General features: G+C 43.5%; 11 protein-coding genes and 1 pseudogene. All 12 read right to left on the bottom strand.

From position 1 onward, the window contains the following. Positions 1-232: 232 nt before the first annotated feature. The 12 genes and pseudogenes from rpoD to rpsU all read right to left on the bottom strand — a co-directional run bounded on the left by rpoD (position 233) and on the right by rpsU (position 12,631). A complete protein-coding gene (rpoD, locus tag GB992_RS03605) occupies positions 233-1,366 on the bottom strand; it encodes an RNA polymerase sigma factor RpoD (RefSeq protein ID WP_161001250.1) in 1,134 nt (377 codons plus the stop codon). Positions 1,367-1,430: 64 nt separating this feature from the next. Next, complete coding sequence (dnaG, locus tag GB992_RS03600) at positions 1,431-3,275, bottom strand: DNA primase (protein WP_161001249.1); 1,845 nt, start codon at positions 3,273-3,275, stop codon at positions 1,431-1,433. A 193-nt stretch (positions 3,276-3,468) separates the two neighbouring features. Continuing rightward, complete coding sequence (locus GB992_RS03595) at positions 3,469-3,834, bottom strand: DUF488 domain-containing protein (protein ID WP_161001248.1); 366 nt, start codon at positions 3,832-3,834, stop codon at positions 3,469-3,471. Between the two features lie 354 nt (positions 3,835-4,188). Then, positions 4,189-6,279 (bottom strand): glycine--tRNA ligase subunit beta, encoded by a 2,091-nt coding sequence (gene glyS / locus GB992_RS03590; protein ID WP_161001247.1) that lies wholly within the window; start codon positions 6,277-6,279, stop codon positions 4,189-4,191. Next, a complete protein-coding gene (gene glyQ / locus GB992_RS03585; RefSeq protein ID WP_161001246.1) occupies positions 6,279-7,265 on the bottom strand; it encodes a glycine--tRNA ligase subunit alpha in 987 nt (328 codons plus the stop codon). Before glyQ ends, glyS begins: the two co-directional genes overlap by 1 nt. Before the next feature lie 424 nt (positions 7,266-7,689). Then, positions 7,690-8,454 (bottom strand): annotated as a pseudogene (recO, locus tag GB992_RS03580) (DNA repair protein RecO); the annotation flags it as partial. 211 nt (positions 8,455-8,665) lie between these two features. Beyond that, the gene (era, locus tag GB992_RS03575; RefSeq protein WP_161001244.1) at positions 8,666-9,607 is read right to left on the bottom strand and encodes a GTPase Era; all 942 of its coding nucleotides are present in this window, start codon (positions 9,605-9,607) and stop codon (positions 8,666-8,668) included. Between the two features lie 51 nt (positions 9,608-9,658). After that, positions 9,659-10,057, bottom strand: a complete 399-nt coding sequence (locus GB992_RS03570; RefSeq protein ID WP_161001243.1) for a diacylglycerol kinase family protein — start codon at positions 10,055-10,057, stop codon at positions 9,659-9,661. Beyond that, on the bottom strand, positions 10,041-10,523 hold the full coding sequence (ybeY, locus tag GB992_RS03565) for an rRNA maturation RNase YbeY (protein ID WP_161001242.1): 483 nt from the start codon (positions 10,521-10,523) through the stop codon (positions 10,041-10,043). The genes GB992_RS03570 and ybeY overlap by 17 nt, the downstream gene beginning before the upstream one ends. 63 nt (positions 10,524-10,586) lie before the next feature. Beyond that, positions 10,587-11,564 carry a PhoH family protein gene (locus tag GB992_RS03560; protein ID WP_161001241.1) on the bottom strand — a complete coding sequence of 326 codons (978 nt, stop codon included), beginning with the start codon at positions 11,562-11,564 and terminating at the stop codon, positions 10,587-10,589. A gap of 337 nt (positions 11,565-11,901) precedes the next feature. Next, positions 11,902-12,345 carry a GatB/YqeY domain-containing protein gene (locus GB992_RS03555; RefSeq protein ID WP_161001240.1) on the bottom strand — a complete coding sequence of 148 codons (444 nt, stop codon included), beginning with the start codon at positions 12,343-12,345 and terminating at the stop codon, positions 11,902-11,904. Between the two features lie 97 nt (positions 12,346-12,442). After that, the gene (gene rpsU / locus GB992_RS03550) at positions 12,443-12,631 is read right to left on the bottom strand and encodes a 30S ribosomal protein S21 (RefSeq protein WP_017261952.1); all 189 of its coding nucleotides are present in this window, start codon (positions 12,629-12,631) and stop codon (positions 12,443-12,445) included. Positions 12,632-12,657: the final 26 nt, after the last annotated feature.

Here is a 12,657-nt window from a genome sequence, read left to right as displayed (position 1 = left end):
CAAAAGCAGTTAAATCAACGTCCTCGCAAAGTGTTAAACTATGAAACCCCATATGAAGTATTTTTTGACAAACCGTTGCACTTAGTTTGACAATTCACCCTACAAAAAAAGCATCCATAGTCAATTTAAAAATTGATCATGAATGCATTGCAAATCTAATTATATTCAAACTTTGCGAAACAGGCTCATTACAATCAACTAGCCCATACTACTAATTTTAGTGATGCCTTGACTATTCCAAGAAATCTTTCAATTGCTTAGAACGACTTGGGTGGCGTAACTTACGTAAGGCCTTCGCTTCAATCTGACGAATCCGTTCACGCGTAACACCAAAGACCTTACCAACTTCTTCCAAAGTCCGGGTCCGGCCATCGTCCAAACCAAAACGCAAACGAAGCACATTTTCCTCACGGTCAGTTAACGTATCCAAAACGCTTTCCAGCTGTTCCTTCAGCAGTTCATAGGCTGCGTGGTCAGCTGGTGAAGTTGCATCCTGATCTTCAATGAAATCACCTAAGTGAGAGTCATCCTCTTCACCAATTGGTGTTTCCAAAGAAACGGGTTCTTGCGCAATCTTCAAGATTTCACGAATTTTTTCCGTTGGCATATCCATTTCGGCACCAATTTCTTCAGGAATTGGTTCACGGCCTAAGTCTTGAAGTAATTGACGTTGAATCCGAATCAATTTGTTGATTGTTTCAACCATGTGAACGGGAATCCGAATTGTCCGTGCCTGGTCAGCAATCGCACGGGTAATGGCCTGACGAATCCACCAAGTGGCATACGTTGAAAATTTAAATCCTTTGCGGTAATCAAACTTTTCAACGGCCTTCATCAGTCCCATGTTACCTTCTTGAATTAAATCAAGGAACTGCATCCCACGACCAACGTATCGCTTAGCAATTGAGACAACCAACCGCAAGTTTGCTTCAGCCAATTCTTGCTTAGCTGATTCGTCACCTTGCTCAATTCGCAGAGCCAAAGCAACTTCTTCATCGGCAGATAACAGAGAAACACGGCCAATTTCCTTCAGGTACATCCGTACCGGATCATTGATTTTAACTCCGGATGGTGCTGCATCACTAGCCTTTAATTCCTTAGTCGTAACACTACTCTTTTTGTTCTTTAAGGCATGTTCAGAGGGGTCACCATTTTCATCGACGATGCTGATACCAGCATCCTCAACTTTTTGCATTAAATCATCAATTTTGTCGGCGTCCAACGCAAATGGCTTAACCAGTTCCGTTTGTAATTCATCATAACGGACTTCTTTAGCCTTCTTACGGTTCTTAATTAGTGCGTTAACTGCTGTTTTGAACTTCTTTTCATCAAAATCTTTTGTAGATGTTGTTTTCTTTTCAGACATGCAAGGTCCCCCTTAGTATTCACAATCCGACAAATAAATAAGTTTACACCGATTAATAGAATTATCAAGCATTTTTCATCGCCTGCTTTTGCTTGTACAAATTAACTAATTCCAAGGTTAGCTGATTTTGGAGGTCATGATTATTCAATCGTTTGGCCTCAATCATGGCAATGTTCTTCTGCCGAATCTGCTCCTCAATGGGCGCTTGATTCATGATGATGTGCATACAATCATTCACATCGGTCATATCATCCCGGTCAACACTTGGTTGCTCTGTGATATCAATCAATGTATGTTGTAACTCATCATCGTTGACATAATCCAAGAACGCCGCAATCTGAACATCAGCGTGCGTTTGTTTGAATCCTTGAGCCATTAAAAACAATGTTTGATACTGGTCGTGGACAAAATGAAAATCTTGATTAGCCGTGACATGTAGCCAAACGCTCTGATCAATTAACATGCGCTGCAACAATAACCGTTCCGCACGCTCAATGCGATCTAGATGCGCCGGCTCACGCACTAGCTGTTTCACTGGTGTCGGCGTACTTGGCAACGGTGTGGCTGGCTGTTCGCCAGGAACAACGATTGGCGTCTGCGTTTGACGAATGTCAGCCAGTTGCTCTTTTAAACTAGCCTTATCAACACCAAAGCGATCCACCAGTTGATTCAGATATAAATCCTGCTCAACTGGCGAGTGGACACCAGCGACAATCTTCAACACTTCATTCAGATAAGTCAACTGATCACTTTGATTATCAAGATTGCGTCCACGCGCTAAATAGCGTAACGCAAAGCCAACGGGCGTTTCCTTGGCACCTTCATACACCGCCCGGAAGTGTTCAGCGTCATACTTTCGCAAGTATTCATCTGGATCCAGACCTTCAGGCATTTGCACAACACCTAAATCCATATTGCTTTGACCACTAATTAGCGACAGCGCCCGGTGAGTTGCGTTTTGACCCGCATCATCACCGTCGTACGACACATACAAGGTATTGGTCACACGCTGCAAAATACCGATCTGATCAGTAGTTAAACTAGTTCCCATGGAAGCAATGCCGTTCTTCACCCCAGCAGAATAGGCTGCAATAACATCCATAAACCCTTCAAACAAAATGACAGCATCCGTTTTACGAATCTCACGACGAGCCAGGTCAAAATTAAACAACGTATCACTCTTATGGAAGATCTTCGTTTCTGGACTATTCAAATATTTCGGCGCATCTGGATCCTTATGCAACAAACGACCGGAAAAAGCAATCACTTTGCCACTAGCATTACGGATCGTAAACATCACTCGGTTACTAAAACGATCACGCAACTGCCCGTCTTGGTTCTCAATGAACAATCCGGAACTACGCAATGTTTGATAATCAACGTTTCGCTCTTCAAAGAAGGGTTTCAATAGTCCTTCGGCAGGTGCAAAGCCAATATCAAACGTGTTGATCGTGTCATCGTTCAGTCCACGTTTATGCAAATAATCCAGCGCTTCTTCACCAACCTGCGTGTTCATTAACACATGATGATAAAGTTTAGCAGCATCCTCGTATAAGCCAATTAACTGTCCAAACTCAGAATTAACCGGGCTGCTTTCAGTCTGCTTATACTCGTCAGCAATGGTGATGTTGGCATCATCAGCTACTTGAAGGACTGCTTCTGGAAAACTGATGTTATTCAGTTCCATTAAGAACTTAAACACGTTACCGCCACGGCCACAACTAAAGCAGTGGAAAATTTGTTTTTCTTCGTTAACTGAAAATGACGGTGTCTTTTCTTCATGAAACGGACACAAGCCGAACAAATTTTTACCGGATTTCTTTAACTGTACATACTGACCTACTACGTCCGCAATATTCACTGAACTGCGAACGTTTTCGATGACATCCTCTGGAATTCTCATTGCCACAACATCACCTCCAGTGCTGAAGCCTGGCCTATTGAGCGTAAAAAGACGCACCTTCCGACATCGTGAACGTTAAGTTTCGCGAGACAAAAAATGCGACTAAAATTGAGCCCAATTACACACAATGAGCATTATACACGCTTTGCCAGCAATGTACAATATTTGAATTCGTGTATTTTAGTGCCCGGTTATTAAATTATTTTGTCAAGTGCGCTTCAATGAATTCCTTGAGCACGACTGCATTATTATGCTGCTCATCCTTAGCACCAAACAATAGTGTCACGTTACCCGCCGCTAATCCTGACCGAATCTTTTCAATAAAGGCCTTCGTCATCTCATTAGTTGCTAGTTCCCGTTCATATTCACGTTTAAAAGCCGGAAACTTTTCAGGATCATGACCAAACTGTTTACGCAGTTCTGCGGAAGGCGCAATCTCCTTGTCCCAGTCGGTTAATGCCGCCCGTTCCTTACTGATGCCACGCGCCCACAACCGATCGACAAAGATTCGTTGTCCATCGCTGGCAGCCGGTGCTTCGTAAATTCGTTTCAGCTGTAATGCCATTGCTTACCACTCCCAAACCGCAATCAAACGGTTTCAAATTAAATATTTTTCACGTTTAGTATAGCGCGAATAGCGTCCTAAATAAAAATAGCAGCTGATTGACAGGATGATTTCTTTCCGGTTCAATCAACTACTATTCAAATTATCCACAACAGCTAACTCTATAAGTCAATGTGCTGAATGCCGTTACGTCGAATGGTTTTCTCGAATTTACATCACGGACGGTCGCCGAGACTCGGGGTTTCACGAGGCTTGGCGGCGAGGTGAAAGACTCCGGTTTTCAGGAGGCTAAAACCGGTCCCACGGCGAGCGTATCAATGTGGACAACCGGAAGCGTAGACATCCACACTGTACCTATTTAACGATCAATTGTTTAAGGTCACCAAGGTGAATGGTAAGTTTCGTAAGTTGTGCGAGTTGATTCAAACGGTTACGCCGAATGGCTTCGTTATCATCCATAACCATATTGGCTTCAAAGTACGCATCGATAACTGGTTGCAAATCAGCCAATGCTTGGTAGTTTTGCTCTGGTGTCCGGTCATCGAAATGAGCTTTAACATCATTAACGCCGTCATACAGTTTTTGTTCTGCATCGTTTTCAAACAATTTAGGATCAACCGGCAGTGATGGTGCGTCCAACAGATCTTGTTTCGTTAATCGGGCAACCCGCGTTAAGGCTTCAATAGCATCCTTGAAGTTGCTATCATCCACGTGTGCCACTAATGCGGCCGCATCATCCAACATGTTCACAACATCTGTGGTGTCAGCGCTCGTGACAGCATCCACAATATCGTGACGAACATGCTGGCCAGCAAACCATTGACGGACCCGGTCGTTCATGAATTCTTGAATCCGTTTGCGGCTAGAATCTAAGTTAGCCGTTAGCTCTGGATTGAATTCAACGTGCTTATTAGACAGCGCAATTTCAAAGTCTTGCCCCATCTTCAACAACGGCAAGTGCCATTTTCGATCGCGCAGGATGCGTACGATACCAAACGCCTGACGTCGTAAAGCATACGGATCGTTAGAACCATTAGGAATCATGTCAGCTGCAAAGAACGCGGTGATACTATCATACTTGTCCGCAATTGCCAAAGCTGCGCCAACGTTAGATTGTGGCAAACTACCGTCAGCTGAAACAGGCATGTAATGTTCACGAATAGCCTGGGCAACTGCTGGTTTTTCGCCAAACAACAAAGCATACTTTTCGCCCATAACTCCCTGTAATTCGGCAAATTCGCCCACCATACCAGTTACCAAGTCAAACTTGTAAATTTCACTTGCTCGCTGTAGATCTGCTAACTCGCTTTCGCTAAGACCAACACGTTGGCCAATCAAATTAGCAATAATGCCAGTCCGTTTCATGTGCTCAGTCATGGAACCAATCTTATCGTGGAAACTAACCGACTTCAGCTTGTTCACATAAAAGTCGATGTCATGTTTTTGATCTTCCTCATAGAAGAACATTGCATCTTCCAAACGGGCAGTTAGCACTTTTTCATTCCCAGCAATCACGTTATCTAAGTGCTGATCATTCCCGTTACGCACTGAAACAAAGTTTGGCAACAACTTGCCAGCCTCGTCACGCACATAGAAGAAGCGTTGATGATCCTTCATTGAAGTAATCAAAACCTCATCCGGGATTGTGAGGTATTTAGCATCAAAGTGACCAGCAAACGCCGTTGGCCATTCAACTAGATTGTTAACTTCTTCCAGTAAGTCCTCATCAATATCAATCGTCCAGTTATGTTCCATCGCAAGTGCTTGAATTTGTTGACGAATTTTAGCCTTACGTTTGGCGGCGTCTGCGATAACAAACTGACTTGTCAGGGCTTCTTCATAATCTGCAGGACGCTTAATTTCCACCTCGTGACCAAGGAAACGATGACCTTGACTAGTTCGACCTGTGGTGATGTCGAGAATACTGAATGGCAAAACTTCATCGTCCAGCAATGCAATCAACCAACGAATTGGGCGAATGTATTGAAACTTGTAGCTGCCCCATTTCATCATGGTTGGGAATGTCATCGCCATGATGACATCCTTCATACCAGTCAAAACCTCACTCACAGGCTGGCCAGTTTCGTGTTTTTGAACGTAAACGTACTGTTCACCCTTTAGTTCTTTAAAAATGATGTCATCAACGCTGGCACCTTGTCCGCGAGCAAAACCTTGGGCCGCTTTTGTCCAGTTACCATCTTTATCCTGCGCAATCCGCTTAGCCGGGCCCTTAACTTCTTCTTCAACATCTGGTTGTTTATCAGCTAGACCAGAAATCAGTAACGCTAACCGCCGTGGTGTGGAAAATGGTTTGATGCTGTCAAACGTAATCCGTTGTTCGGCCAAATAGTTTTTTGTGCGTTCAACCAATTGATCAATACTTGGTGTCACCACGTGAGCAGGAATTTCCTCCAACCCAATTTCAAGTAAAAATTGATGTGCCATTATTTGGCCTCCTTTGCGTTCTTCTTAGCCGCCCGAGCAGCTTTCTTTTCTTCCTTTTTCCGCCAATCAGCAAGGACCGCCTCGCGCTCTTTGTCGTCTTTAATCAATGGAAAACCACGTTTGGCACGTGCATTGATAAAGGCTACGGCAACGCTGTAAGCCATCTTCCGAATACGACTTAGATAACCGGCCCGTTCAGTTACGGAAACTGCGCCGCGGGCATCTAGTAGATTGAAAGTGTGTGAACATTTTAAAATATAATCGTACGCTGGGTGAACAAGGCCCTTACTCAGGTTAGCTTTCGCTTCACGTTCGAAATCATCAAACAGGTGCAAGAGCATGTCTTGGTTGCTTTCTTCAAAGGAATACTTACTATGCTCGTACTCTGGTTCTTTAAAGATGTCACCGTACAGTACGCCATCACTCCACTCCAAATCGAACACGGAGTTGACGTCTTGAATATACGAGGAAAGTCGTTCCAAACCATACGTTACTTCGGCGGCAACCGGATTCATTTCCTGACCACCGACGATTTGGAAATACGTAAACTGGGTGATTTCCATCCCGTCAAGCCAAACTTCCCAACCAACACCGGCACAACCCATGGACGGGTTCTCCCAGTTATCTTCAACAAAGCGAATATCATGTTCAAGGGGATCAATGCCAAGTTCACGCAAACTGTTCAAGTACAGTTCTTGCATGTTCTCGGGAGCTGGTTTCATCAATACTTGAAATTGGTGATGTTGGTACAGACGGTTAGGGTTTTCACCATATCGACCATCTGCTGGTCGGCGACTTGGTTCCACATAAGCGGCGTTCCATGGTTCTGGTCCAATCGCCCGCAAAAATGTGTAAGGGCTCATCGTACCGGCCCCTTTTTCAGTATCATAGGCCTGCATCAACATGCAGCCTTGCGCAGCCCAATATTGCTGCAGGGTCAAAATAATTTGTTGCACGGAAAGTTTTTCATCTTTTTTAATTTCCATGACGATCTCCCTTCAAAATAAAACGCCCCTCCATCAGCACAAAATGTGTCGATGTAGGGACGTGAATTAATTACGCGGTTCCACCCTACTTCCTGAATTAAATCAGGCAGCTTAGTTGGTGTTAACTCCCGAAATGCCAATCTATCGCAACCATGACTGAGCTTTCACTATCCCCAGTTCGCTGACCATGACCACGGTGACCCTTTTCGATCGCTGTTAACGTTTATTTACTTGTTCAACCTCATAATCATAGGCATTGTGCCAGAAATTGTCAATGCTGTTCAGAATCTGTCTGTTGCTCTGGTTCATCAGAGCTCGTTAACATTTCGTCATTTACACCTTGATTCGAGCTCACATCCGACTTTTTGTCCTCATTCTTTAACGATGCCTGATGACGCTGTTTCAACTGCTGACCACGAGCTGCTAACTGATCTTCCCACGTCGCCATTTGGTCAATAAACCGTTTGGAACGCAAATGAATCCCAACGCTATTCTCGTAAATCAAATCCAGTACTCGCCGCAATCCACGCTTCGTTCTTGGTGACACATTAATCGTGGTGATTTTGGCTAAATCGATGACAGAAAATTGGCGCAGATAGAAGATCGTTCGTGCATCCAAATGTAGACGATGACTATCTTGGTCAAAATGGTTGGCACAAATTAACCCACCAAACTTTTCAGAGTAATCAAACGGCAAGTCTGTCCGACCACAAACAGCACATCGTTGCAATTCAGGAGCGACCCCGAAGGCCCGCAACAATTGAATTTCAATAATATTGGTAATGATTTGTTCATCAAGCCCGTCATCAATAAGGGTCAACGCGTTCTTAGTCTTCATAAACCAATCTGGCACTATTTGACCATCCCGAAAGGCTGCATCAACCAATCCTAAAATATATGTTGCATATGCATTTTTATTGATGTCAGCGCGAATCTGCTGTAATTGCGCAGTTTCTTTAGCCGCATTAATGAAACTAAGTCCTTGATCATTTACATTGCCGACGTACGTCCCAACCGTAAAGGACAAAAGAGCACTATGGAGACGCATGCCACGGCGTTTACCATTTTTAATAAAGAACATTTTCTTACCATACTCACCGGTAAAAATCTTAATCAATTGATCGCGTTCTCGATAATCGTTTGCATACATCACAATCCCTTGAAATTGTGTGTTCTGATAAGTTGCCACATTGCGCCTCCTAACTCATAAAATAAATCCAGTTGTCGCCAGTGTTAGTGGCACAACTGACGCGAAAGCAAAAGTGAAAAACAACGCAGAATAGACCGGTGACAAAGACTCGTTTAAGTAATAATGCAAAAGCACCCTATTCCCGAAGCTGGGAATGAGGTGCCTTGGTGTCTTTAGGCTTTGGAACACAGCCTTACTACTCAAACATGCACTAATAGTCTTGTGATTTATAACCGTATTCCCTTAGCGCGGAAGGTTTGTCCCGCCAGTGTTGAACCACCTTGACCCATAATTCCAAATAAACGCGATCGCCAAGTAGTGGCTCGATATCAGCCCGCGCACGCGAACCGATTTCTTTCAACATCTTGCCGCCTTTACCAATAATAATGCCCTTTTGTGAGGTTCGATCCACAACAATCGTTGCTGCAATATGCACCAGTTCATTGGGCTGACCATCGGCCCGCTTTCCCGGACGCGACTCACGTTTCATCGATTCAACTTCTACCGCTACAGAATGCGGCACTTCATCACGAGTCAATTGCAAAACTTTCTCACGAACAAGCTCTGCTACAACAAAACGTTCCGGATGATCCGTTATTTGGTCCTCAGGATAGTATTGCGGTCCTTCTGGTAAGTCTTTGGACAGCTGACCCAAGAATTCATCCACGTTATTGCCTTGCAAAGCAGATATTGGGTAGACCTCTTTCCATGAAAGGGCATCCTTATACTGCTCTAAAACACTCAGCAATTTATCCGGGTGAATCTGATCGATTTTGTTAATCACCAAGTAAACAGGCTTATGGATATCCTTTAATCGGTCAATGATGTAATTATCGCCCGCGCCACGTGTTTCTTGTGCATTAACCATGAACAAAACAGCGTCAACCTCGTTCAACGTCGATATGGCCGAATTCACCATAAATTCATCTAGCTTACTCGATGGTTTGAAAATGCCCGGCGTATCAATAAAAACAATCTGTTCACTATTTGTCGTGTATATGCCCTGTATCTTGTTTCGGGTGGTCTGAGCTACGTTACTCATAATCGCAACTTTTTGACCAATTACACGATTCAAAAAAGTGGATTTGCCAACATTTGGTCGTCCAACAATCGCCACAAAACCGGAATGGAATGCTTGTTGTTCTTGCGTCATTTAGTGTTCTCCTTAACCATGATGATCATTTTAGTGTCGTCATCAAGTTTTTTAATTCAAAATCAAACTCCAGATTCGCGGACCAAAAACGAGCAAGCCCGTGATTACTGCAAACAAGGCAGCAACCACTACCGCACCGGCAGCAACGTCCTTAACCTGTTTAGCTAGCGGATCAAACTGACCATGCGTAATTAAATCACTCAGAGACTCAGCGATGGTGTTCGCAAATTCTGCCAGAATAACGGTAAAAATGGCCAATGTAATCCATAGCCAGTCCATTCGAGTGATTTGCAAAATCAAACCACACAATAGCGCCGCCAACGCGAAAATGAGGTGATAGCGCATGTTCGGTTCATTATGGATAGTTCCAATAATCCCATCCATGGCGTGATGAAACGCCTGAATAAAATGATGATTCTTCTCTGTTTGTTGCTTATCTGGTGAGGCCATAATCGTCCAAGATCTTTCGTTGTAAATCAAACATCACTTTTTCGTCTGCTGGTTCCATGTGATCGTACCCGTTTAAATGCAGAAAACCATGAACCGCTAAGAAACCTAATTCGCGATCATAAGTGTGCCCGAGGTATTCCGCCTGGTCCGCAACTTTGTCAACGGAGATCATAATGTCCCCAATATTCATCGGAATTTCCTGACGTAATTCATCGTCCATGACAATCTCATCTTCATCGTCCGGGTCCTCTTCGATTGCGAAGCTGATCACGTCCGTTGCTTTATCAACACCACGATATTCGCGATTTAACTTTCGAATCCCTTCATTGTTCATGAATGTTAAGGACATTTCCGTATTCTCTGGTAACTTAATTGTCTTCCCGGCAAATTCAAGGATTTCACGAACCATCGTAACGCGTTCTTCAGGCACGCCTTGTTCCGTTTGATCAACTATCTCAAGATCCATGTTTATTCTTCACTCCGTTAATTTGATTATCTGACCGTATCTGTAGATTAACACATGATTAGTTTAGTCCTGTGTGGGTTGGTTTTCATAGGCGTTAATGATGCTGGCAACGACTGGGTGACGGACCACATCATCTGCATTAAACGAAACAAAACCAATGTGGTTAATGTTTTGCAACAAATTCTGAGCGTCAACAAGTCCAGAATGTTTCCCCCGTGGTAGGTCAATTTGGGAAATATCCCCGTTCACAATCATCTTTGAGCCAAACCCTAGACGAGTCAAGAACATCTTCATCTGTGCATTAGTCGTATTTTGAGCCTCATCCAAAATGACAAACGCTGCATCCAAAGTACGACCACGCATATAAGCAAGCGGCGCAATTTCAATCACTTCTCGGTCTAACAAACGTTGTGTATGTTCTGAACCGAGAATTTGATAAAGTGCGTCATAAATTGGGCGCAAATATGGATCAACTTTTTCCTTCAAATCGCCAGGCAAAAAGCCAAGGCTTTCACCAGCTTCAACAGCGGGCCGCGTTAGGATGATTTTTTCAACGTCCCCCCGTTTCAGAGCGGCGACGGCCATTACCACTGCCAAGAAGGTTTTCCCTGTCCCAGCTGGACCAATACCAAACGTAATGTCGTTATGGCTAATCGATTGAACGTACTGCCGTTGACCATAGTTTTTGACCCGAATTGCCCGTCCATGATCATCCTTAATCAAGGTTTGTTTGTACAAGTCCTGAAAATACTCTAACGTACCACGTTCTGCCATTTTCATGGCTGACACGACATCGGTACTGTTTAACGTAATGCCACTTTTAATTAGCTGAACCAGGTTATCAATAATTTTAATTGTGCGATCCACGGACTGTTCTTCATCCCCGGATACAGTAATTGTATCGCCAAAGGCGTGAATATTAACATTCAGGCCTTCCTCCAGCAAGCGTAAATTGGCGTCATTAGCGCCAACTAGGCCGGCTTCCAAATCCGGTGTGGACAAACGGAACTGTCGTTCAAATGCAAACTGGTTTTCTGCCAAAGATGTTTCGCTCCTTTGCTGTTTCTTACTTTATTTTTGATTTATGTTTAAAGACTGGGTCACTACGCCATACTGTCAACCGTGATCATCGTTTAATTGTTAAATCGTAGACGACCATATTGAAATCTTTAGATCATAATTAGATAACACTGTACAATGTCTATTTTATCATAATCGACCACCAGCACAAACATTCTGTAATGCTTGAAACTAGTGTTATTACAACACTCTTTTTGACCAACCAATCAAAAAATCCTCATTCCCAAATATGAGAATAAGGATTCCATTAATTGCTCATTTCAATAAACTTTGTTCTGTAACCTGGTCACAAACGAAATTAACTTAACAGGTTTTTAACGGCCTGGTTAACCAACTTACCGTCTGCTTTACCCTTAACTTTAGGCATCACAGCACCCATCAACTTACCAAAGTCAGCCTTGCTTGTTGCACCAACTTGTTGCGCCGTTTCTTTAACAACATTGTTGATTTCATCTTCACTCATTTGAGCAGGCATGTATTTTTCAACAATCGCAATCTCTGCTTTGGTATCGTCTGCCAAGTCTTGACGATCTGCCTTTTCAAATTCGGCCAATGATTCCTTACGTTGCTTTAACCCACGAGAAACCACTGCAACTTCTTCGTCTGGGGTTAAATCGTGACCCAGTTCAATCTTTTCGTTCATGACACCTGTCTTCAATGAACGGATAACGTTTAATTCTAATTTGTTGCGCGCCTTCATGGCCGTCTTCAAATCTTCATTCAATTGAGATAACAAATCCATAATTCCTCATACCTCCAAATTATTCAGTCACTGAATGTAGTATACCGCTTCTTGGACAGAAAAAAACGCCAGCCTAAGCTGACGTTCAATTTCACAATTAGAAACGACTCTTCTTGTTCTTACGCTTACGCGCAGCCTCTGACTTAAGCTTACGCTTAACACTTGGCTTTTCATAGAATTCCCGTTTGCGGTATTCTTGAAGGGTCCCGTTCTTCGAAACGGTCCGTTTGAAACGCCGGAGAGCATCATCTAAGGATTCGTTCTTGCGAACAACTGTCTTTGCCATTTTGAAATCCCCTCCCTTCGAGCGTT

This window comes from Furfurilactobacillus milii (genome assembly GCF_009863985.1).
Lineage (GTDB): Bacteria > Bacillota > Bacilli > Lactobacillales > Lactobacillaceae > Furfurilactobacillus > Furfurilactobacillus milii_A.
This window is presented reverse-complemented; position numbering and strand designations above follow the sequence as displayed.

What these genes read in the sequence shown, in the direction of transcription:
- GB992_RS03570 (WP_161001243.1), bottom strand. Translation starts at nt 10,057, where the DNA reads ATGGCCTCACCAGATAAGCAACAAACAGAGAAGAATCATCATTTTATT.
- era (WP_161001244.1), bottom strand. Translation starts at nt 9,607, where the DNA reads ATGACGCAAGAACAACAAGCATTCCATTCCGGTTTTGTGGCGATTGTT.
- GB992_RS03595 (WP_161001248.1), bottom strand. Translation starts at nt 3,834, where the DNA reads ATGGCATTACAGCTGAAACGAATTTACGAAGCACCGGCTGCCAGCGAT.
- GB992_RS03555 (WP_161001240.1), bottom strand. Translation starts at nt 12,345, where the DNA reads ATGGATTTGTTATCTCAATTGAATGAAGATTTGAAGACGGCCATGAAG.
- ybeY (WP_161001242.1), bottom strand. Translation starts at nt 10,523, where the DNA reads ATGGATCTTGAGATAGTTGATCAAACGGAACAAGGCGTGCCTGAAGAA.
- glyS (WP_161001247.1), bottom strand. Translation starts at nt 6,279, where the DNA reads ATGGCACATCAATTTTTACTTGAAATTGGGTTGGAGGAAATTCCTGCT.
- rpoD (WP_161001250.1), bottom strand. Translation starts at nt 1,366, where the DNA reads ATGTCTGAAAAGAAAACAACATCTACAAAAGATTTTGATGAAAAGAAG.
- rpsU (WP_017261952.1), bottom strand. Translation starts at nt 12,631, where the DNA reads ATGGCAAAGACAGTTGTTCGCAAGAACGAATCCTTAGATGATGCTCTC.
- glyQ (WP_161001246.1), bottom strand. Translation starts at nt 7,265, where the DNA reads ATGGAAATTAAAAAAGATGAAAAACTTTCCGTGCAACAAATTATTTTG.